The 21120-nt window shown below is 66.5% G+C and carries 25 protein-coding genes; 7 read left to right on the top strand and 18 right to left on the bottom strand.

Going from position 1 to position 21120, the window contains the following annotated elements; translation table 11 throughout:
* From A5658_RS02805 to A5658_RS02785, 5 genes are all read right to left on the bottom strand, one after another.
* On the bottom strand, positions 1 to 646 hold a 646-nt coding region (locus tag A5658_RS02805; protein ID WP_231997184.1), incomplete at its 3' end, for a DEAD/DEAH box helicase.
* Positions 630 to 1589 carry a twin-arginine translocase subunit TatC gene (tatC, locus tag A5658_RS02800; RefSeq protein ID WP_082992898.1) on the bottom strand — a complete coding sequence of 320 codons (960 nt, stop codon included), beginning with the start codon at positions 1587 to 1589 and terminating at the stop codon, positions 630 to 632. The genes tatC and A5658_RS02805, both read right to left, overlap by 17 nt.
* 39 nt (positions 1590 to 1628) lie before the next feature.
* Positions 1629 to 1871 carry a Sec-independent protein translocase subunit TatA gene (gene tatA / locus A5658_RS02795; RefSeq protein ID WP_067330875.1) on the bottom strand — a complete coding sequence of 81 codons (243 nt, stop codon included), beginning with the start codon at positions 1869 to 1871 and terminating at the stop codon, positions 1629 to 1631.
* 50 nt (positions 1872 to 1921) lie between these two features.
* Positions 1922 to 2896, bottom strand: coding sequence for a YafY family protein (locus A5658_RS02790; protein WP_067330873.1), 975 nt, complete (start codon positions 2894 to 2896; stop codon positions 1922 to 1924).
* Positions 2893 to 3885: a YafY family protein gene (locus A5658_RS02785; RefSeq protein ID WP_067330871.1), complete on the bottom strand. Its 993-nt coding sequence runs from the start codon at positions 3883 to 3885 to the stop codon at positions 2893 to 2895. The genes A5658_RS02790 and A5658_RS02785 overlap by 4 nt, the downstream gene beginning before the upstream one ends.
* 106 nt (positions 3886 to 3991) lie before the next feature.
* Here A5658_RS02785 and A5658_RS02780 point away from each other — a divergent pair, with 106 nt between their 5' ends.
* Positions 3992 to 4498: a hypothetical protein gene (locus A5658_RS02780; protein WP_067330869.1), complete on the top strand. Its 507-nt coding sequence runs from the start codon at positions 3992 to 3994 to the stop codon at positions 4496 to 4498.
* Here the strand turns inward: A5658_RS02780 and pafA are convergent, their stop codons facing one another.
* Complete coding sequence (pafA, locus tag A5658_RS02775) at positions 4499 to 5857, bottom strand: Pup--protein ligase (protein WP_156751222.1); 1359 nt, start codon at positions 5855 to 5857, stop codon at positions 4499 to 4501.
* A 190-nt stretch (positions 5858 to 6047) separates the two neighbouring features.
* On the opposite strand from pafA, the gene A5658_RS02770 reads away from it, so the two are divergent.
* On the top strand, positions 6048 to 6299 hold the full coding sequence (locus tag A5658_RS02770; RefSeq protein WP_067330866.1) for a hypothetical protein: 252 nt from the start codon (positions 6048 to 6050) through the stop codon (positions 6297 to 6299).
* Positions 6300 to 6324: 25 nt separating this feature from the next.
* Here the strand turns inward: A5658_RS02770 and A5658_RS02765 are convergent, their stop codons facing one another.
* The 5 genes from A5658_RS02765 to dop all read right to left on the bottom strand — a co-directional run bounded on the left by A5658_RS02765 (position 6325) and on the right by dop (position 10645).
* Positions 6325 to 7182 (bottom strand): DMT family transporter, encoded by an 858-nt coding sequence (locus A5658_RS02765; protein WP_197503019.1) that lies wholly within the window; start codon positions 7180 to 7182, stop codon positions 6325 to 6327.
* Positions 7183 to 7192: 10 nt separating this feature from the next.
* Positions 7193 to 7951 carry a proteasome subunit alpha gene (gene prcA / locus A5658_RS02760; RefSeq protein WP_067330864.1) on the bottom strand — a complete coding sequence of 253 codons (759 nt, stop codon included), beginning with the start codon at positions 7949 to 7951 and terminating at the stop codon, positions 7193 to 7195.
* Complete coding sequence (gene prcB, locus A5658_RS02755; protein WP_067330861.1) at positions 7948 to 8841, bottom strand: proteasome subunit beta; 894 nt, start codon at positions 8839 to 8841, stop codon at positions 7948 to 7950. The genes prcA and prcB overlap by 4 nt, the downstream gene beginning before the upstream one ends.
* Complete coding sequence (locus A5658_RS02750) at positions 8838 to 9032, bottom strand: ubiquitin-like protein Pup (RefSeq protein ID WP_062540654.1); 195 nt, start codon at positions 9030 to 9032, stop codon at positions 8838 to 8840. The genes prcB and A5658_RS02750 overlap by 4 nt, the downstream gene beginning before the upstream one ends.
* 104 nt (positions 9033 to 9136) lie before the next feature.
* Positions 9137 to 10645: a pup deamidase/depupylase gene (dop, locus tag A5658_RS02745; protein WP_067330859.1), complete on the bottom strand. Its 1509-nt coding sequence runs from the start codon at positions 10643 to 10645 to the stop codon at positions 9137 to 9139.
* A gap of 135 nt (positions 10646 to 10780) precedes the next feature.
* On the opposite strand from dop, the gene A5658_RS02740 reads away from it, so the two are divergent.
* Positions 10781 to 11404: a hypothetical protein gene (locus A5658_RS02740; RefSeq protein WP_156751223.1), complete on the top strand. Its 624-nt coding sequence runs from the start codon at positions 10781 to 10783 to the stop codon at positions 11402 to 11404.
* Between the two features lie 3 nt (positions 11405 to 11407).
* Here the strand turns inward: A5658_RS02740 and arc are convergent, their stop codons facing one another.
* Positions 11408 to 13234, bottom strand: a complete 1827-nt coding sequence (arc, locus tag A5658_RS02735) for a proteasome ATPase (protein ID WP_067330857.1) — start codon at positions 13232 to 13234, stop codon at positions 11408 to 11410.
* A gap of 173 nt (positions 13235 to 13407) precedes the next feature.
* On the opposite strand from arc, the gene A5658_RS02730 reads away from it, so the two are divergent.
* From A5658_RS02730 to A5658_RS02720, 3 genes are read left to right on the top strand one after another with little or no spacing between them, the layout of a single operon-like run.
* Positions 13408 to 13887: a hypothetical protein gene (locus A5658_RS02730; protein ID WP_082992897.1), complete on the top strand. Its 480-nt coding sequence runs from the start codon at positions 13408 to 13410 to the stop codon at positions 13885 to 13887.
* Between the two features lie 10 nt (positions 13888 to 13897).
* Positions 13898 to 14437, top strand: a complete 540-nt coding sequence (locus A5658_RS02725; RefSeq protein WP_067330852.1) for a hypothetical protein — start codon at positions 13898 to 13900, stop codon at positions 14435 to 14437.
* Between the two features lie 5 nt (positions 14438 to 14442).
* Complete coding sequence (locus A5658_RS02720) at positions 14443 to 14736, top strand: DUF503 domain-containing protein (protein WP_067330850.1); 294 nt, start codon at positions 14443 to 14445, stop codon at positions 14734 to 14736.
* On the opposite strand, the gene trmI is transcribed toward A5658_RS02720, so the two are convergent.
* Positions 14695 to 15579: a tRNA (adenine(58)-N(1))-methyltransferase TrmI gene (gene trmI, locus A5658_RS02715; protein WP_067330848.1), complete on the bottom strand. Its 885-nt coding sequence runs from the start codon at positions 15577 to 15579 to the stop codon at positions 14695 to 14697. The two genes, A5658_RS02720 and trmI, sit on opposite strands and share 42 nt — an antisense overlap.
* A gap of 74 nt (positions 15580 to 15653) precedes the next feature.
* On the opposite strand from trmI, the gene A5658_RS02710 reads away from it, so the two are divergent.
* Positions 15654 to 16535: a RecB family exonuclease gene (locus A5658_RS02710; RefSeq protein ID WP_067330845.1), complete on the top strand. Its 882-nt coding sequence runs from the start codon at positions 15654 to 15656 to the stop codon at positions 16533 to 16535.
* Between the two features lie 7 nt (positions 16536 to 16542).
* Here the strand turns inward: A5658_RS02710 and A5658_RS02705 are convergent, their stop codons facing one another.
* The 5 genes from A5658_RS02705 to A5658_RS02685 all read right to left on the bottom strand — a co-directional run bounded on the left by A5658_RS02705 (position 16543) and on the right by A5658_RS02685 (position 21119).
* Positions 16543 to 17913, bottom strand: a complete 1371-nt coding sequence (locus A5658_RS02705) for an FAD-containing oxidoreductase (RefSeq protein ID WP_067330843.1) — start codon at positions 17911 to 17913, stop codon at positions 16543 to 16545.
* Entirely contained in the window at positions 17910 to 18389 is a 480-nt protein-coding gene (locus A5658_RS02700; RefSeq protein WP_067330840.1) for a DUF4126 family protein, read from the bottom strand. Before A5658_RS02700 ends, A5658_RS02705 begins: the two co-directional genes overlap by 4 nt.
* Positions 18390 to 18468: 79 nt before the next feature.
* Positions 18469 to 19362 (bottom strand): ATP phosphoribosyltransferase, encoded by an 894-nt coding sequence (hisG, locus tag A5658_RS02695; RefSeq protein WP_067330837.1) that lies wholly within the window; start codon positions 19360 to 19362, stop codon positions 18469 to 18471.
* Positions 19363 to 19644, bottom strand: a complete 282-nt coding sequence (locus tag A5658_RS02690) for a phosphoribosyl-ATP diphosphatase (RefSeq protein WP_067330834.1) — start codon at positions 19642 to 19644, stop codon at positions 19363 to 19365.
* A gap of 35 nt (positions 19645 to 19679) precedes the next feature.
* Positions 19680 to 21119, bottom strand: coding sequence for a sugar porter family MFS transporter (locus A5658_RS02685; RefSeq protein ID WP_197503018.1), 1440 nt, complete (start codon positions 21117 to 21119; stop codon positions 19680 to 19682).
* Between the last annotated feature and the right edge of the window lies 1 nt (position 21120).

Raw genomic sequence — 21120 nt, 5'->3', positions numbered from 1 at the left:
GGTCGGCAAGCGTCTTTTCGACCTTTTCGACTACGAGGCCCACGAACCGGGGGACCGGCGGCATGCGGTCGTCGACCACCACCGTGGTGTCGCCGCGCACGGTCTGAATCCAGCCGCCGAACTCCTCGGCGTTGCTCACCGTCGCCGACAGGCTGACCAGTCGGACGTCGTCGGGCAGGTGCAGGATGACCTCCTCCCACACCGCGCCGCGCATCCGATCGGCCAGGAAGTGCACCTCGTCCATCACGACATACGAAAGTCCGCGCAGCGCAGGCGAATCCGCATAGAGCATGTTGCGAAGCACTTCGGTGGTCATCACCACCACGGGGGCGTCGGCGTTCACCGACAGGTCGCCGGTGAGCAGCCCGATCCGCTCTTTGCCGTAGCGAGCGACGAAATCGTTGTGCTTCTGGTTGCTCAGCGCCTTGATCGGAGTGGTGTAGAAGCATTTTCCGCCCGACGCGAGCGCCAGATGCACCGCGAATTCACCGACGATCGTTTTGCCGGCGCCGGTCGGGGCACACACCAGGACACCGTGGCCGCCTTCCAGTGCGGCGCAAGCCCGGCGCTGAAAGGGGTCGAGTTCGAACGCCAATTCCGCTGTGAATCGGGCTAATTCGCCGCCGGGCTCAGGTGATGTCGTCATGAGGTCCCGCCATGCTCGACGGCGCGGTGACCGCGGACGGCCGCTCGACCATAGACGGCGGCTCGATGACGGAGGCTTCGTCATCGGCTGGAGCTGCAGCGGCGAGGAGCGCTTCGCGTCGGGCTTTGCGCTTGTCGTGCACGCGGGCGATCTGGATGGCCAGTTCGAGCAGCAGCGTCAGCGCCAGGCCCAGCGCCGTCATGGAGAACGGGTCAGACCCCGGCGTAAAGACGGCCGCGAAGACGAACATCGCGAAGATCAGGCCACGTCGCCACGATTTGAGTCGTTCGTAGGTCAGCACCCCGACGAAGTTGAGCATCACCACCAGCAGCGGAAATTCGAAGCTCACCCCGAACACCAGCAGCAGATTGATCAGGAAACCGAAATACCGATCACCGGACAGCGCCGTCACCTGCACGTCGCTGCCGACCGTCAACAGGAAGTGCAGGGCTTTGGCCAGCACGAGATAGGCCAGCACCGCCCCGGTGACGAACAGCACCGCCGCAGGCACCACGAACGCGACCGCGAAACGCTTTTCCTTCTTGTACAACCCCGGCGTGATGAACGCCCAGAGCTGGTACAGCCACATCGGGCAGGCCAGCACCACACCGGCCGTCAACGCGACTTTGAGCCGCAGCATGAACTGGTCGAACGGCGCGGTTGCCAACAAACGGCACTGACCGTTGGCGATGTCGGCCCGTGCGGACGGCGGCAGCGCGCAGTAGGGATGGCGCAGCCACTCGCCCAGGCTCTCGAGTCCGAACAGCGACTGCGAATACCAGACGAAGCCCACGGCGGTGGTAAGCGCGACCGCCGCCAGCGAGATCAGCAGCCGCGCGCGCAGCTCGGTGAGGTGGGCGACGAGCGACATGGTCGCGTCGGGATTGACGCGGCTGCGACGGGTACGGGGATCTAGCCGCCTGAATAAACCGGTGGTGCGCATAGTGGATTGGCGCTCGGGCGCCGTGGCGGCGGAGCCAGGCTAGACCGAACGACCGTCAGCCGCCGGCGGTTCTACCCGCTCGGAGTGCACCGGCTGAGCCGGTGTGGCTTGGGTGGCGGACGCTTCGGGTTTGTTATCGCTTTGCAGCTCGCGGACCTCAGACTTGAAGATCCGCAACGACTTGCCCAGTGAGCGTGCGGCGTCGGGAAGCCTCTTGGCGCCGAACAAAACAATCACCAGGACCGCGATGATAGCCAGGTGACCCGGAGTCAGAGCATTCACTTTTGTTTACCTCCAGATGTCTCCACGATGCTACCGCAGCCGCGGTTCGATCAGCCGGACCGCGCCGCGGCCTGGTAGGCCTCGAGCGCCGCCGCGGCATCGGTGGCGACCCGCTTGGCCAGCGAATCCGGTCCCAGCACTCGCACCGCCGACCCCAGGCCCAGGACCTGACGTGCCATCCAGTCTTCTGAGGCGTAGGTCATCGCCGCCTCGCAGTAGCCGTCGGGCAGCTTTTGCAATAGCCGCATCGGGTAGTACTCGAACATCCAGGAGGCCTCCGGAGCCAGCCGGAGCCTCGCTGACGGCAGCGACGGGTCGGCGTCGAACAGAGAGGTGTCCGGCGGCGCCTGGACCGCGGGTTCCGGTGGCGCAGAAGGCTCGTCGAGCACGGCGGCTTCGACGATGCGGTCGAAGCGGAACAATCGGACGCCTTCGGCGTCGCGCGACCACGCCTCCAGATAGCTCTGATCGCCGACCAGCACGATCCGGATCGGGTCGACGATCCGGGTGGCCAGCGTGTCGTGCGAGGCGGCGTAGTAGTCGATGCTCAGCGCCTTGTTGTCCCGGACCGCGGCGCGTACCGCGGCGGCCGCCGCGCTCTCCACCGGCGCGGGCTCGTCGACCGCCGTGGCGACGTCGTTGCCGTGTCCGGCCGCTCCAGCCGCGGCTTCGATCTTGGCGATCGCGCTTCGTGCGGCTTCCGGATCGACCACACCCGGGATGTCGGCCAGCGCGCGAAGCGCCACCAGCAACCCGGTCGCCTCCGGCGAGGTCAGCTGCAGCGGGGTGTCCATCCCCGCGGAGAACGTCACCTCGATGGTGTCGCCGGTGAACTCGAAGTCAATCAGATCACCGGGGCCGTAACCGGGTAGGCCGCACAGCCACAGCTGGTCGAGGTCGTCCCCCAGCTGCTTGACCGAAACACCGAGGTCAGCCGCGGCCTGGGCGCGAGTGACGCGAGGGTTCGCCTGGAAGTACGGGACCATGTTCAACAGCCGCACCAGCCGGGTCGACACGGGAGTCATGCGCGGTTCTCCTCGATGTGGGCGCGCAACAAGTCCAATACCTCGTCGCGCAGCGTTGCCGGCTCCAGCACCACGGCGTCGGCGGCGTAGCCGGCGATATCGCGGGCCAGCCGGCCGGTGGCCCCGATGTCAACTTCGATGACCTCGCCGTCGCGGCCGTTGACCTGCCGCGCGCCCAACGAGGTCCCGGCCCGCCGCAGCGCGGTGGCCCGCCCGTCGGCAACCCACACCTGAGCTCTGACACCCGTCGGCGGGTCACCGACGACCTTGGCGACGATGTCGCGCAGGTCGGCATCGGCGGGCACGCTGACGGCGCCGGCCGGGCCGATCGGCGTCACCTCGGCGCCGATCCGGGACAGCCGGAACGTGCGGGTGGCATCACGGTCGCGGTCATGCCCGACGAGGTACCAGCGGCCTTTTTCGGTGACGACGCCCCACGGCTCGACCGTGCGGATGGTGTACGGATCGGTCCACGACGGCCGATGCGGAAACTGCACGGCGCGCCGTGCAGTGATGGCCGACAACAGCGCGTTGAGCACGTCTTCCGAGCCGCGCAGCCCGACGCCGCCCGCCGGCGACGCAATGGCGATCGGCGCGTCCGGATCGACGTCGACGCCCGCGGCGCGCAGCTTCAGCAGCGCGCCCTGCGTCGCGGTGATCAGCTCGGGCGACTCCCACAGCTGAGTGGCCACGGCGACCGCGGCGGCCTCGTCGCCGGTCAACTCGACGGCAGGCAGCGCGTAGGCGTCGCGGTTGATCCGGTAACCCTCCACCGGGTCATAGGACGACACCCGGCCGGTTTCCAGCGGGATGCCCAAGTCGCGCAGTTCGTTCTTGTCGCGCTCGAACATTCGCGAGAACGCTTCGTCGCTGGCGCTGTCCGCATAACCGGCCACGCTGGAGCGGATCTTCTCCGCAGTGATGTAGCTACGGGTGGACAGCAGTGCGATGACCAGATTCATCAACCGCTCGACTTTGGATACCGCCACCCGTAAGAGGTTAGGGCAAGGGGTGACGCTGGATCGTCAACGGACCACAGCACTTCGGCGGAAATTGCGCCCTAGGGGAGGTTCGCCCGGCCCTAGGGTTGACTTCGTGATCAGACCGACGTTCGGCACCCCAAGGGTCGTCGCTGCGTTCGTCGGTGTGCTGGCGTACTGCTTGCAGCCGGGTGCCGGCATCCGGCTCACCGACACCTCGTTTCCGGATCTTTCGGGCTACACCCAAGTCGACAGTCGTGACTACTTCACGATGAACATGCGCCAGTACTTCGGCGGCCCGACGTTCAGTACGCCCGACGGACAACGTTGCTCGTCGAATGCACGCGACTACCTGCACAGGTTGTGGTGCTCCGGTCCACGACCCGACAAAGGCGGATTCTGGCAGGTCAACTTCGCCGCCGGCCTCGCTGCGACGATCCAGGCAGAGCAGCCGCCGGACCCGGACTTCAAACCCGGTCCCGACGAGTTCAAACTCCTGCCGCCGCTGCACAAGATCGTTTTCGACGCCTTCACCTGCGGCGTGGATGATCAGAATATGTTTGCCTGCCGAGCCGGCGACCACGGATTCGTCTTCACGACAGGCTCGACAACGCTGTTCTGACTACATGCTGGCGATCAGCCGCTTTACCCGCTCGTCGACGGCCCGGAACGGGTCCTTGCACAGGACCGTGCGCTGCGCCTGGTCGTTCAGCTTGAGGTGCACCCAGTCGACGGTGAAGTCGCGGCCGGCCGCTTGGGCGGCGCTGATGAACTCACCGCGCAGTCGCGCCCTCGTGGTCTGCGGCGGCTCGTCGACGGCCGCGTCGATCTCCTCGTCGGTGGTGATCCGCGCCGCGAGACCCTTGCGCTGCAGCAGGTCGAAGACACCCCGGCCACGCTTGATGTCGTGGTACGCCAGGTCGAGCTGGGCGATCTTCGGGTCGGACAGCTCCATGTCGTAGCGATCCTGATAGCGCTGGAACAGCTTGCGCTTGATCACCCAGTCGATTTCGGTGTCGACCTTGGCGAAGTCCTGGCTTTCCACCGCGTCGAGCTGGCGCCCCCACAAGTCGACGACCTGCTCGATCTGGGCGTTGGGTTCGCGAGTCTGCAGGTGTTCGACGGCGCGCGCGTAGTACTCCCGCTGGATGTCCAGCGCACTGGCCTGACGCCCGCCGGCCAGCCGCACCGGCCGCCGGCCGGTGACGTCGTGGCTGACTTCGCGGATGGCGCGAATCGGGTTGTCGAGCGAGAAGTCGCGGAAAGCCACTCCGGCTTCGATCATTTCCAGCACCAGCGCCGCGGTGCCCACCTTGAGCATCGTGGTCGACTCGCACATGTTGGAGTCGCCGACGATGACGTGCAGACGCCGGTATTTCTCGGCATCGGCGTGCGGCTCGTCGCGAGTGTTGATGATCGGACGGCTACGGGTGGTGGCCGAGGAGACACCCTCCCAGATGTGTTCGGCGCGCTGCGACAGGCAGAAGGTCGCGGCCTTCGGGGTTTGCAGCACCTTGCCGGCGCCACAGATCAGCTGGCGGGTGACCAGGAACGGCAGCAACACGTCGGAGATCCGGGAGAATTCACCGGCCCGCACGATCAGGTAGTTCTCGTGGCAGCCATAGGAGTTGCCCGCCGAGTCGGTGTTGTTCTTGAACAGGTAGATGTCGCCGCCGATGCCCTCGTCGGCCAGTCGCTGTTCGGCGTCGATCAGCAGGTCTTCGAGCACCCGCTCGCCGGCGCGGTCGTGGGTGACCAGCTGGACGAGGCTGTCGCATTCGGCGGTGGCGTACTCGGGATGGCTACCGACATCGAGGTAGAGCCGGGCGCCGTTGCGCAGGAAAACGTTGGAGCTGCGGCCCCACGAAACCACCCGTCGAAACAGGTAGCGGGCCACTTCGTCGGGCGACAGTCGCCGATGCCCATGAAATGTGCAGGTGACGCCGAATTCGGTCTCGATGCCCATGATTCGCCGCTGCACAATTCGAGCCTACTTGCTGAATCTGCCACAGGTGAGCAACCCCCACCGCGAGTGGCGCATTGCGCGCCGACCTGTGATCGGTTCCCGGCGGGCACCCCTCCGGATTCGCCACCCCGATTCGAAATTCACGCCGTTACCTTATCGGGCATATGTCTATTTTCTAAGCCTGCTCTCGAGAAACAACGCCTCTATGCCTCCGCCGGAGTCGCCCTTCGTCGATTCCATCAACGCGTTGCTCACCAGCCTGCCCGCCTATGACGCGGCGATTATCGCGGATCAGCTCGCGGCCGGTAACTACCTTGACTCGATCCTCGACCCGATGGCCGCCAACACCGCATTGGCGCCTTGCGACCTTCTACTCGGTGTCGCGCCCGCCCTTGCCCCGACTCTGGGCACCGCGGTCAACCTGGCGAACGTGTTCTCCCGACAGCCACGCCGCTGACCCGCCGAAGCGGTTGCCGCACGGCCTAATTCAACGACTCGACGGGCTCGGGCGCCTCGCCGAACCGGCTCAACGCAAGCGCCGCGAGAACCGCGACCACGAAGCCGGTCTCGACCATCCAATCCAGGCCAGGCCGGGTGCGGTCACCCAGCCATGCCACCCCGACCAGGGCGGGGCCCACCGTCTCGCCGACCACCATTCCGGCGACGGCGGTGGTCACCGACCCGCGGCTCAACGCCGAGGTCAGCAGCAGAAAACCGGCCGCCCCGCCGGCGATCAGTGCGTACACGGCGGGATTGGCCCAGAACGTGGCCTCGGTGAAGTCGATCGAATCGGTCAACCGGACCGCGATCTCGACGACACCGAAACCCGCTCCGGCGCCGAACCCCAGCACGAGCGCGCGGGTTCGGTTACCGAGGCGGCCCGCGACCGCGCCGGCCGCGAACACGGCGGCGGCGACCACCAGCAGCCCCCAGCCCAGCCCGGCCGGCCCACGCGAATCGCCCTCGGGCCCGGCGGCAAGACCGAGCATCGCCAGGCTCCCGCACACCACCGCCACGGCGGCCCATTCAGTCGCGGACAAACGCGTGTGCAGCAACCACGCCGCCACGATCGCGGTGACGGCCAACGAGCCGGCGATCGCCGCCGCGACCACATAGATCGGAACCAGCTTCAGCGCCGCGATCTGCAGTAGAAACCCCGCGCCGTCCAACGCGATGCCCAACAGGTAACGCCACTGCCGCAAGGCCCGCAGCAGCAGGGCGGCGTCGACGCCGGAATCGCTGGTGCCGGTGTCCACCGAGCGGGCCGCCGCGGCCTGCAACACCGTCGCCGTGCCGTAGCAGACCGAACAGCCCAGCGCTAGCAGCAAGCCGATCACCACGGGACAGCGCCTATTTCGTCGATTTCTCCGCCGAGTCGTCCGACGACCCAGAGCCGTTTCGCACGGGCGCCAGACGCTCCAGCGCGGCGCCGGTGATGCGGCGGAATGCGCGCCGCGGCCGGTTGGCGTCAAGGATGGCGACTTCCAAGTTCTCCACACTCAAGGGAGGCTGGTCGTTGCTGGAACCCTCCGCGCGGCCCGCCTCGAGAGCCTCCACCGCCACGTGCATCGCATCGGCCAGATTGGCGTTCTCGGCGTAAGACTCCTTGAGCGCGTTGGTGATCGGCTCGGTCGCACCGCCCATCACCACGTAGTGCGGCTCGTCGGCGATCGATCCGTCGTAGGTAATCCGGTACAGCTCAGGCGCTTTGGTCTCGCCGTAATGCGCGACCTCGGCAACGCAGAGTTCGACCTCGTACGGCTTGGCCTGCTCGGTGAAGATCGTGCCCAGCGTCTGCGCATACACGTTGGCCAGCTGGCGGCCCGTCACGTCGCGGCGGTCGTAGGCGTAGCCGCGGGTGTCGGCGAATTGGATGCCGCCGCGGCGCAGGTTGTCGAATTCGTTGAACCGGCCGACCGCGGCAAAGCCCACGCGGTCGTAGAGTTCGCTGATCTTCTGCAGTGAGCGCGACGGGTTCTCGGCCACGAACAGGACTCCCCCGGAGTAGGCCAGCGCGACCACGCTGCGGCCACGCGCGATGCCTTTGCGGGCGAGCTCGCTGCGCTCCCGCATCGCCTGTTCGGGCGAGATGAAATACGGAAAGCTCATGAGTCAATCCCCGGTCGATCGGCGGCGTCAGGGCCGAAAGTGTCAGCGCGGGAACGTCGTTGGATGACTTCCCGGGCCAGCTCGGCGATGCGCTGCTCGGCGACGTTGACGGCGCCGTCGACACCGATCGTGACGGCGGTGGGGAAAATTCCGCGGACCAGGTCGGGCCCACCGGTGGCCGAGTCGTCGTCGGCCGCGTCGTAGAGCGCTTCCACCGCGACGCGCAGGGCCGAATCCGCGTCAGTCGCTTGGGAATACAGCTTCTTAATCGACGACTTGGCGAAGAGCGAACCCGAGCCCACCGACTGGTAGCCCTCTTCCTCGAGGTTCCACCCACCGGCGGCGTCGAAGGAGACGATGCGGCCGGCCTTCTCCGAATCGGGATCGTCGATGTCGAAGCCGACCAGCAGTGGCAGCGCCACCAGACCCTGCATCGCCGCAGCGAGGTTGCCGCGCACCATGATTGCGAGCCGGTTCACCTTGCCCGCGAAGGTCAGTGGTACGCCTTCCAGCTTCTCGTAGTGCTCGAGTTCGACGGCGTACAGGCGGGCGAACTCGACGGCGATCGCTGCGGTGCCGGCGATCCCGGTCGCGGTGTAGTCGTCGGTGATGTAGACCTTCTGCACGTCGCGCCCGGCGATCATGTTGCCCTGGGTCGAACGACGGTCACCGGCGATCAGCACCCCGCCGGGATACTTCAGCGCGACGATCGTTGTGCCGTGCGGCAGCGCGGAACTCGGCGTGATCGCGTCGGTACCGCCGCCCATGCTCGCGGGCAGCAGCTCCGGCGCCGCATGGCGCAGGTAATCGGTGAAAGAGGACAGGCCGCCAGAGGCGGTTCCGGGGAGGGCAGAATTCGTGGCCAGGCGATCGCGGTTAGGCCAGGTCACTGTCCGCCCTTTTGGACGTATGCGCGAACGAAGTCTTCGGCGTTCTCTTCCAGAACATCGTCGATCTCATCGAGCAGATCGTCGGTCTCCTCGGTCAGCTTCTCGCGACGCTCCTGGCCCGCGGCCGTGCTGGCAGTGAGGTCGTCGTCATCGCCACCGCCACCACCGCGCTTGGTCTGCTCCTGGGCCATCGCTGCCTCCTGCATCGTTATCGGGCGTGAAACACGCCCGTCGGTTTCTCCACCCTACCGGTCAATAGCGTTAATGCTCAGGGGAAAGCCCCGTGTCCGGCTCGTCAGGTGGTCAGCTGCTCCACCAATTCGACGGCGCTGTCCACCGAGTCCAATAGCGCCCCGACGTGGGCCTTGCTGCCACGTAGCGGCTCTAGCGTCGGGATGCGCACGAGCGAATCACCACCCAGATCGAAAATCACGGAGTCCCAGCTGGCCGCCGCGATGTCGGCTCCGAATCGGCGCAGACATTCCCCGCGGAAGTACGCCCGGGTGTCGGTCGGCGGGTTGTCGACCGCGTCGATCACCTGCTGTTCGGTGACCAGACGCTTCATCGATCCGCGCGCGACCAGCCGGTTGTACAGGCCCTTGTCCAGTCGGACATCGGAGTACTGCAGGTCGACCAGATGCAGCCGCGGCGCCGACCAGCTCAAGTTCTCGCGGTGCCGGAAACCTTCGAGAAGGCGTAGCTTCGCCGGCCAGTCCAGGAGCTCGGCGCATTCCATCGGGTCGCGCTCGAGCAGATCGAGGACGTGCGCCCAGGTCTCGACGACGTCGGTCGCGCGCGGGTCGGGGTCACGGCTGTCGATCAACTTCGCCACCCGATCCAGGTAAATACGTTGCAGCGCAAGTGCTGTCAGCTCTCGCCCGTCGGCCAGCGCGATGGTGGCGCGCAGCGACGGGTCGCGGCTGATCGCGTGCACGGCGTGCACCGGGCGGGCCAGCGCCAAGTCGCTGAGGTCGATCCCGTGCGCGTGGCCTTCTTCGATCAGATCGAGCGCCAGCGCGGTGGTGCCGAGTTTGAGATAGGTCGACGTCTCGGAGAGGTTGGCGTCGCCGATGATGACGTGCAGCCGCCGGTAGCGATCGGCGTCGGCGTGCGGCTCGTCGCGGGTGTTGATGATGCCGCGCTTGAGTGTGGTCTCAAGTCCGACCTCGACCTCGATGTAGTCGGATCGCTGGGAGAGCTGGAAGCCCGGCTCGTCGCCGGACGGCCCGATCCCGACCCGCCCCGAGCCTGTGACGACCTGGCGGGACACCAAAAATGGGGTCAGCCCGGCGATCACCGAGGAGAACGGCGTCTGGCGGCTCATCAGATAGTTCTCGTGGGATCCGTACGAAGCACCCTTGCCGTCGACGTTGTTCTTGTACAGCTGCAATTTGGCGGCACCGGGAACGCTGGCGACGTGCCGCGCGGCGGCCTCCATCACACGTTCGCCGGCTTTGTCCCAGATCACCGCGTCCAGCGGGTCAGTGCACTCCGGCGCGGAGTATTCCGGGTGGGCGTGGTCGACGTAGAGCCGGGCGCCGTTGGTCAGGATCATGTTGGCCGCGCCGACCTCGTCGGCGTCCACCACGGGGGGCGGACCGGCCGAGCGGCTCAGGTCGAAGCCGCGCGCATCGCGCAACGGTGATTCCACCTCGTAATCCCACCGGGTGCGCTTGGCGCGCTGAATACCGGCGGCGGCCGCGTAGGCCAGCACCGCCTGCGTGGAAGTCAGGATCGGGTTGGCGGTCGGGTCAGACGGCGACGAGATGCCGTATTCGACCTCCGTACCGATAATTCGTTGCATCACCCGAGCTTAGGCGCGACGACGATGCGGCCCGCGAAGCGGGGCGACGCCCGACCGTATAGCGGCGAGGTCGACCCGGCCCGGACAACCGCGGCCGTCCCATTGACGCAGGTGATCCAAGTCATTACCTTCACCCTGGTGTCTGCCGAACCCATCACCGGGCTGTCCGGAAAGCGCTACGGCGAAGTCCTTCTCGTGACGCCGGGCGAGGCTGGACCGCAAGCGGCCGTCTACAACAGCTTCGGACTCAACGATTTGCCCGCCGACCTGTGGGCTGCGCTCGACGCCAAGCAGATCGCAGCCGAAAACGGCGCTGCCGCAGCGTTACTCAACGGGCCGCGGTACTGGCTGATGAACGAGCTGGAGAAGGTGTCTCGGGGACCGCGGATCGTCAAGAATTTCGGCGGCATCGAGATGGCGCTGCAGGCACAGACGTTGCTGTCGGGGATGAACCCGGCGCCCTACACCGCCAACCAGGTCCACCGGCACACGGCCTTCACCTACGACGTGGGCGAAGAGGTCTATGAATTGCACGACCCCGCGTTACGGCGATGGGTGATGCAGACCTGGAGCCAGATCGTCGATCCCAACTTGGCCCGGGCCGACCTGGCCCGCCTCGGCGAGCGACTCAATCTCCCCGAGGGCTGGACTTACCAGACCCGCACCCTGACCAGTCCGTTGCGCATCGACACAACCACGCACGCCGCACAGGTTCTTCAGGACGACCTGACCAACAGTTATTCGCTGCTGGCCGGCTGAGTTCTACAGGTATTGGCCGAGGTTCGACTCGGTGTCGATCGCCCGCGAAGCGCTCGAGCTCTTGCCGGTGACCAGCGTGCGGATGTAGACGATCCGCTCGCCCTTCTTGCCCGAAATCCGTGCCCAGTCATCGGGGTTGGTGGTGTTGGGCAGGTCTTCGTTCTCGGCGAACTCGTCGACGATCGAGTCGAGCAGGTGCTGGATGCGCAGACCCTTTTGACCGCTCTCCAACACCGCCTTGATCGCGTTCTTCTTCGCGCGGTCGACGACGTTCTGAATCATCGCGCCGGAGTTGAAGTCCTTGAAGTACATGACCTCTTTGTCACCGTTGGCGTAGGTGACTTCCAGGAACCGGTTGTCGTCGATTTCGGCGTACATCCGGTCGACGACCTTTTCGATCATCGCCTTGATGCACAGCGAGCGGTCGCCCCCGAACTCGGCGAGATCGTCGGCGTTGACCGGCAATTCGTCGGTCAGGTACTTCGAGAAGATGTCCTGCGCCGATTCGGCGTCCGGGCGCTCGATTTTGATCTTCACGTCCAGACGGCCGGGCCGAAGGATCGCGGGGTCGATCATGTCCTCACGGTTGGAGGCGCCGATCACGATGACGTTCTCCAGACCCTCGACACCGTCGATCTCGCTGAGCAACTGCGGGACGACGGTGGTCTCCACATCGGAGGAAACCCCGGTGCCGCGGGTGCGGAAGATCGAGTCCATCTCGTCGAAGAACACGATCACCGGCGTGCCCTCCGACGCCTTCTCGCGGGCGCGCTGGAAGATCAGCCGGATGTGGCGCTCGGTCTCGCCGACGAACTTGTTCAGCAGCTCGGGGCCCTTGATGTTGAGGAAGTACGACTTGGCCTCGCGCGCGTCGTCGCCGCGGACCTCCGCCATCTTCTTGGCCAGCGAGTTGGCAACGGCCTTGGCAATCAACGTCTTTCCGCATCCGGGTGGACCGTAGAGCAGCACACCCTTGGGTGGACGCAACGCGTACTCGCGGTAGAGCTCCTTGTGCAGGAACGGCAGCTCGACCGCGTCGCGAATCTGCTCGATCTGGCGGCCCAGTCCGCCGATGTCGTTGTAGGTGACGTCGGGAACCTCTTCCAGCACCAGGTCCTCGACCTCGGCCTTGGGGATCCGCTCGAACGCGTAACCCGCCTTGGTGTCGACGAGAAGCGAGTCACCGGGACGCAGCCGGCGCGGCCGGGTGTCGTCGTTGAGCGCGTCGGGGTGGCCCTCCGGCAGGTCCTCGGCGACCAACGGCTCGGCCAGCCACACGATGCGCTCTTCGTCGGCGTGGCCGACCACCAGCGCGCGGTGACCGTCGGCCAACACCTCGCGCAAAGTTGAAATCTCGCCGACGGATTCGTACAGGCCGGCCTCGACGACAGTTAGCGCCTCGTTGAGGCGAACTGTCTGACCTTTGCGCAGCGAGCTCACATCGATGTTCGGTGAGCACGTCAGTCGCATCTTGCGCCCCGAGGTGAAGACGTCGATCGTGTCGTCTTCGTGCGTCGACAACAGCACGCCGTAGCCGCTGGGCGGCTGTCCAAGACGGTCGACCTCTTCGCGCAGCGCCAGCAGCTGCTGACGGGCTTCCTTGAGGGTTTCCATCAGCTTGGAATTGCGTGACGCCAACGAATCGATCCGCGCCTCTAGCTGGTGAATATCGCGTGGACTCCGTCCAGCGCCCTGCGATCCCGCGGCACTGTCGAGCTGCTCGCGCAGAATCGAGGCCTCGCGACGAAGCTCTTCCAACTCGGCGGCGTCCTCGTTGGTGAGATCCGGTTCGCGCGGGCTACCGAACGGTTCACGGTCAAATTCACCCATCGTGCGCTCCTTTCCCGCCCCGGCACGGTGGTGCGGTGGATACCTCAACGCTACCGGCGATTTCCGTTTCATGCGGGAACTCGAAATGGGGCACACTGGCAACAGCGTTAACATCTTGTTTAGTCGGCTTTACCGAGAGGACCTTCGTGACAGTGAAAACCCTAGCCACAGGCATGGCGGCGATGGCCGCCATCGGTGCCGCCGCCGCGGGTGTGACCTGTATTGCACCCGTCACCGCTGTGTCGCCGAGCGTTCAGCCGGTCGTTTTCGGCGCCCCGCTACCCCTGGACCCGATCGCACCGGCCGGGGTCGATGTCCCCAGCGCGGCCCAGCTCACGACCGTCCTCAACGCGCTCCAGGACCCGAGCGTGTCGTTCGCCCAGAAGGGCGATCTCGTCGAGGGCGGCATCCCGGTTCCGATCGGCATCGCCGACCACGAATTGCAGAAGGCCGCTCAAAAAGGCAGCCTGCCGCTGACGTTCAACATCACCAACATCGTGCCCTCCGGTCCGGGTGCCGCCACTGCGACCCTCACCGCGTCGGGCCCACGCCTGGCGCCGACGCCGGAGTACCTCCGGTTCGTCGATCAGGGCGGGTGGAAGCTGTCGCACGACTCCGCGATGACGCTCGTCTCGGCGCTGCGTTCGCGCTGACGGCAACCGGATGCGCCGGGGCCTCGCCGCAGTCTTGAGTACCGCCGCAGCAGCGGCAGCGCTTGGGCTTCCCGGGTGTTCCAGCGACGAGGACCAAGGGTCGCCGGCAAGCGCCCCACCGTCGGCGTCCGCGTCACCGAATCCGACGCTGGGCCCGCAGGCCGCGCCCCTGCCGCCGCCCGAGGCGCTGGCGGGCGTGCTGTCTCGGCTGGCCGATAAGTCGGTGCCAGGCGCGCAGAAGCTGAACCTGGTCGAAGGCGCCACGCCGGAAAGCGCCGGCGTGTTCGACCAATTCGCCGACGCGTTGATCAACGGCGGTTACACCCCGGCGAAATTCGATGTGCGCGATGTCAATTGGTCCGACCGCGATCCGGCCGACGTGGTGGCCAACGTCGACGTCAGCTCCTCCAATCCGAAGGGCCCGCATTTCGCGTTCCCGATGGAATTCAAGCCCTACCAAGGCGGTTGGCAGCTTTCCGCGCGGACCGCAGATGTGCTGTTGGCGTTCCGCGCCGACGCCACCGAGTCGCCGACGACGCCTGGGCACTGACCGACGTGTGGATCGGTTGGCTCGAGTTCGACGTGCTGCTCGGTGACGTGCGCTCGCTCAAGCAGAAGCGGTCGGTGGTGCGCCCCGTCGTCGCGGAGCTGCAACGCAAATTCAGCGTCTCGGCCGCCGAGACCGCGTCACAGGAGCTGCATCGACGGGCCGGAATCGGTGTCGCGATCGCGTCGGCGGATCGGCGACATGCCGTCGACGTTCTCGACGCCGCCGAGCGTCTGGTCGCCGCGCATCCGGAGTTCGAATTACTCTCCGTCCGAAGGGATTTGCTCCGCAGCGACGACTGACCCCGGCTCGGTGGGACGCTGCTTTCGACGCAACGGGGTCGGCGTGACAGCGCCGGGGGCCAGCTTGCGCGCGAACACCAAGAACGCGGTGTGCCCGCGCATGTTGTGTTGGGGCCGCACCGCCAGCCCGACGACGTTCCAGCCGCGCTGCATCGTCTCCCAAGCCCGCGGCTCCGTCCAACACTGTTGTGCGCGTAGCGCTTCCACCGCCTTGGACAGCTGTGTCACGGTCGCCACGTAGATCATCAGCACGCCGCCGGCCACCAGCGCGCGCGATACCCGCCCGAGCACGTCCCACGGCGCGAGCATGTCCAACACCGCCCGGTCGACCGAGCCATCGGGCAGGTCGGCGTCCGCGACGTCGCCGATCACCAGCTCCCAGTTCTGCGGGAGACAGCCGAAGAACGTCTCCACGTTGCGGCGTGCGTGTTCGGCGTGGTCGGCGCGTACGTCGTAGGAGATCACCTGCCCGTCCGGCCCGACCGCGCGCAGCAGCGAGCACGTCAGCGCCCCGGATCCGGCCCCCGCCTCCAACACCCGTGCGCCGGGAAAGATGTCGCCCTCGTGCACGATCTGCGCGGCATCCTTCGGATAGACCACCTGTGCACCGCGCGGCATCGACAGCACGTAGTCGACCAGTAGCGGCCGTAGCACCAGGAACTGGTCGCCGTTGGCGGACTTGACCACGCTGCCTTCCGGCTGCCCGATCACCGCGTCGTGCATGATCGCGCCGCGGTGAGTGTGAAACTCGCTACCGGGGCTGAGCACCATCGTGTAGTGCCTCCCCTTGGCGTCGGTGAGCTGCACGCGGTCACCGACGACGAACGGGCCAGTAGCGGACACAGCGGACAAGCCTGCCAGCAGACGCGCCGCCGGAGGTGCGCGGGGTTGTCCGACCTGGCTTCTAGGCTGCGGGTATGGGTGACCACACGGAGAAGCCGGCCAGGCGGCGGCCCGCCCTGTCACCGTCGCGGGCGGCCGATTTCAAGCAGTGCCCACTGCTCTACCGCTTCCGGGCAATCGACCGGCTGCCCGAGCCGCCGTCCACCGCGCAGGTGCGCGGATCGGTGGTCCACGCCGCGTTGGAGCAGCTCTACGGTCTGCCCGCCGCCGAGCGGGGCCCGCAGACCGTCGATGCGTTGGTCGGCCCGGCGTGGGAACAGGTGATCGCCGCCGAACCCGCGCTGGCCGAGCAACTCGGCGCCGAACAGCAGACGCAACTGCTCGACGAGGCCCGCAAGTTGCTGTCCGGCTACTACAGCCTGGAAGACCCGACCCGGTTCGACCCGCAGAGCTGCGAGCAGCGCATCGAGGTCGAGCTGGCTGACGGCACCCTGCTGCGCGGGATCATCGACCGCATCGACGTCGCGCCGACCGGCGAGTTACGGGTGGTGGACTACAAGACCGGCAAAGCCCCGCCGGAAGCGCGAGCGCTTGCCGAGTTCAAGGCCATGTTCCAAATGAAGTTCTACGCGGTTGCCTTGTTGCGGTCACGCGGTGTGCTGCCGACGCGGCTACGGCTGATCTATCTGTCGGACGGCCAGCTGTTGGACTACTCCCCCGACGAAGCAGAACTCGTGCGCTTCGAGAAGACCCTGATGGCGATTTGGCATGCCATCCAGTCTGCCGGTGCCACAGGAGATTTCCGGCCCCGCCCGTCGCGGCTGTGCGACTGGTGCGCCCACCACTCGCACTGTCCGGTGTTCGGCGGCACACCCCCGCCGTATCCCGGCTGGCCGGAACTTCCCGACGACGGCGACGCCGACACCGTCCTGCACGTGGCAGACCCGGCGGCGTGAGCGCCGACTACTGCAGCGGTGACATCTCCTGCAGCATGGTCGGTATCAGCTCACTGACGGTCGGGTGGATGTGCATCGTTCGGGCCAACGTCGTGTAGGGCGCTTTGGCCGACATCGTGTCGAGGATGCCGTGGATGGCCTCGTCGCCGCCCACACCCAAGATCGCCGCCCCGAGGATCTGCTGCGTCTCGGCATCGACGACGACCTTCATAAAGCCTTGTGTCTCACCCTTTTCCACCGCACGGCCGACCCGTGTCATCGGCCGCTGGCCGACCAGCGCGGGGCGGCCCGACGCGCGCACCTGCTCGACGGTCATCCCGGCCCGCCCGAGCGGCGGGTCGATGTAGAGCGCGTATGTGGCGATCCGATCGCTCACCCGCCGAGGGTCGTTGTCGAGCAGGTTGGCGGCGACGATTTCGAAATCGTTGTACGAGGTATGAGTGAAGGCGCCCTTGCCGTTGCAGTCCCCCAGCGCCCAAATGTGCTCGACGCTGGTTCGCAGTTGGTCGTCGACGACGATGTAGCCATGCTCGTCGGTGGCTACCCCCGCCCGGTCCAGGCCGAGATCATCGGTGTTGGGCCGTCGCCCCACCGCAAGTAAGAGGTGACTGCCCGCTATCGGTGCCGCGCCCGGCCGCGGAGTCAGTTCGAACCCGTTGACGCGCTTGGTTATCCGGATATCGTCGGCGGCGACGACGATGTCGATGCCTTCGTTCTCCAGGATCTCCCGGATGGTGTCGGAGACATCGTGGTCTTCGCGGGAGGCCAGCCGCGGGCCCTTTTCGACGACGGTCACGTGAGCGCCGAAGCGGCGGTACATCTGGGCGAATTCGAGTGCGATGTAGCTGCCGCCCACGACGACGAGATGTTCGGGCACCGTGTCGAGTTCGAGAATCGACACGTTGGTCAGGTAATCGACATCGGCCAGCCCGGGAATGTCCGGTACCACCGCGCGTCCGCCGACATTGAGGAAAATCCGGTCGGCGTGCAACGTGTCATCCCCGACCCGCACTGTGTGCGGGTCTTCGAATCGGGCATGGCCGCGAAAGACCGTACAACCGTCCATGCCGTCCAGCCAACCTTCGACGCCGTTGCGGTCGTCGAGCACGATGCCGTCCTTGCGCGCCTTGACTTTGGCCATGTCGACGTCGACCGGGCCGGTGCTGACGCCGAAGTCGGCGCCGCGACGGGCCAGATGCGCGGCGTAGGCGCTGGCCACCAGCGTCTTGGTCGGGATGCATCCGGTGTTGACGCAGGTGCCGCCAAACAGCTTGCGCTCGACCATCGCAACGGTCTGGCCGGCGGCGGTCAGCCGTCCGGCCAGTGGGGGGCCGGCCTGGCCGGCGCCGACGACGATCGCGTCGAAACGCCGTGTCACAGAGCGGTGATGACGGCCGCGAGCGCGAATCCACCGCCGACGGCGACGACGTCCTCGAGCAGCGCCGCCGGCAGGTCACGGCCAAACGACCCGGACAGCCGGGCGCGCGCCTGGTATCCGAGCATCGTCCCGAGCACGGCGCCGACCACGCCGGCGCCGAGTGCGCTGTAGGTGACCGCCCATACCGTGCCGACGAGCGCTCCCACGAACCCACCCGAGATGAGCCGGGCGACGAATGACGGTGGCGCCGTGCGGGGCGGGGTCTTGGGTTGCTTGTCGAGGAACAGCTCCCCGACCGCCAGCAGGCTGAAGATGATCGCGGTGATCAGGTTGCCGACCCAGGACGCCCAGGTGTTGTTGAGGTTGATCCAATGCAGCACGGCCGCCCAACTAAGGACGGCCGGCGCGGTGAAGGTTCGTAAACCGGCGATCACGCCGACTCCGAGAGCAAGCAGCAGAACATAGAAATGGGTCATTGCGACTCTCCTAGCGCTGGAAAACGCGGCTCTAGGCGGACGCTAACACAGCAACGCCGGCGGCACGATGCAAGCGTGATCAGAACCGGCAGAACCGGATGTCCGACGCCAAGATCGCTTTCGCCCCGATGGCCGCCAACTCGTCCATGATCGCGTTGACATCTCGACGCGGCACCAGCGCCCGCACGGCCACCCATCCGGGATCGGCCAAGGGGGCGATCGTGGGTGATTCCAAGCCGGGTGTGATCGACGTGGCTTCGTCGAGAACTGAACGCGGACAGTCGTAATCGAGCATCAGGTACTGCTGGCCGAACACCACGCCCTGGACTCGGGCCACGAGTTGGTCGCGGGCCGCCGCGTCCGGGCCGCCGTCGGCGACGTCGGGGCTCACCTGCTCGATGAGTACTGCCTCTGAGTCGCATAGCGTTTCACCGAAGGCCACCAGGTTGTGCAGGTTCAGGGTGCGGCCGGAGCCCACCACGTCGGCGATCGCATCGGCCACCCCGAGCTGTACCGAGATCTCTACTGCGCCGTCCAGCCGGATGACGGTGGCCTCAATACCGCGGGCCGCCAAGTCTTCTCGCACGATGTTCGGGTATGCCGTGGCGATGCGGCGGCCCGCGAGGTCGTCGATAGTCCAATTGCGTCCGGCCGGTGCGGCATAGCGGAAAGTGGACGAGCCGAAGCCCAGCGCGAGACGTTCGTGCACGGGTGCGCGAGACTCACGGGCCAAGTCCCTTCCGGTGATGCCGAAGTCGAGCTCACCGGAGCCCACGTAAATGGCGATGTCCTTGGGGCGCAGAAAGAAGAACTCGACGTGGTTGTGCGGGTCGATCACGGTCAGGTCTTTGGGATCGGTGCGACGCCGGTAGCCGGCCTCGGACAGGATCTCGACGGCCGACTCGCTCAGCGCCCCCTTGTTGGGAACCGCGACACGGAGATTGGCGGACCCGTTGCGGCTGTGCGGTGTCATCTACAGCTTCCGGTACACGTCGTCGAGCGTGAGCCCGCGGGCGATCATCAGCACCTGGGCCCAATACAGCAACTGGCTGATCTCCTCGGCCAGCGCGTCGTCGGACTCGTGCTCGGCGGCCAGCCACACTTCGCCGGCCTCTTCGAGGATCTTCTTGCCGAGGGTATGCACGCCGCTGTCCAGCGCGGCGACGGTGCCGCTGCCGGGCGGGCGGGTGCGGGCGCGTTCACCGAGTTCGGCGAACAAATCCTCGAAGGTCTTCACGGCCAGCGATTGTTTCATGGGCGACTAAGCAAAGTCACGGCGGTTTCGGGTCACTAATGCGTCGCGACCGCGTCGTCGGGCATGTCCTCCAACGACACCCCGTTGGTTTCGCGCACCCATCGCCAGACGAAAACCAGCGACAGCACCGCGCACAGCGCATAGAAGCAGTAGGCGGCGACGAGCGTGTGACGCAGCGCCGGGAACGTCACCGCGATGGTCCAGTTGGCCATCCACTGCACACCCGATGCCAGACCCAGCGCCGCCGAACGGATCCGGTTGGGGAACATCTCGCCCAGCAGCACCCACAACACCGGCCCCCAGGACACGGCGAACGCGACCACGAACAGGTCGGCCGCCACCAGCGCGACGATCCCGGACGCCCCGTCGAGTTGCGGCTGACCGTTGCGGACGGAGGCGCCGGCGAAAACGACCGTCATCGTGATCAGCATCAGCGACATGCCTGCCGATCCCGCCAGCAGCAGCGGTCTGCGACCGAGCCGGTCGATCAGCGCGATCGCCACCAACGTAATCAGCACATTGACCCCGGTGGTCACCAGTCCGATGGTGAACGACGACTTTTCGCCGAACCCCACTGTCTCCCAGAGCAAATCGGAGTAGTTGAAGATCACGTTGATGCCGACGAACTGCTGAAAGACGGCCAGCCCCAGGCCGACCCAGACGATGCCGTACAGCCCGCCGGTCGGTTTACGCAGATCGCGCCACGACTGCGGCTTCTCTTGATCGAGGGTCTCGGCGATCCGGGCGATGGTGTGCTGGGCGTCGCGTTCACTCAGCAGCGTGGACAGCACCCGACGGGCCTGCGGAACACGTTGCCGGGCAACCAGATAGCGCGGCGACTCGGGAATGGTGAGCAGCAGTGCGAAGTACACCAACGCCAAGAGCAACTCGCTGAGGTAGGTAAACCGCCATGCCGCCAGGCCCAGCCAGAGTGGCTTGCTCGCACCGCCCGCGAGGTGAAATGGCACCCACGTCAACGCCATCGCTCCGAACAGGCCGCACACGATAGCGAGCTGTTGCAGCGAGCCGAGTCGACCGCGGAAGCGCGGAGGTGAGACTTCGGCGATGTAGGCCGGGGCCGCGACCGACGAGAAGCCGATGCCGATACCGCCGACGAGGTGGAAGGCGATGAACATCCAGATGTTGGTCGCCAGCCCGGCACCGAGGCCGCATACGAAAAACGAAGCCGCCGAGAGCTTCATCATCGACAGGCGACCCAACCGGTCGCCGATCCGGCCGGCGAACACCGCACCGAGCGCGGCACCCAGCACGGCCGAGGCCGCGGCGAAGCCCAGGATCCCATTGCCGATTCCAAAGGTGACCTGCAGCGCCTTGACCGCACGGTTGGTCGTCGAGATGTCGAAGCCGAACAGCAGTCCGCCGATCGCGGCCACCGATGCGTACCGGACGGCCGATCGGAACGCGGCCCGCGCGGCGCGAGGATCGACGGGCAGGTCCTCGTGCGGCTCAACCAAT

It is taken from the genome of Mycobacterium sp. 1245111.1 (assembly GCF_001673405.1).
In the GTDB taxonomy this organism is placed as follows: Bacteria; Actinomycetota; Actinomycetes; order Mycobacteriales; family Mycobacteriaceae; genus Mycobacterium.
The sequence above is the reverse complement of the archived record's forward strand: the minus strand, read 5'-3'. Positions and strand labels throughout refer to the sequence as shown.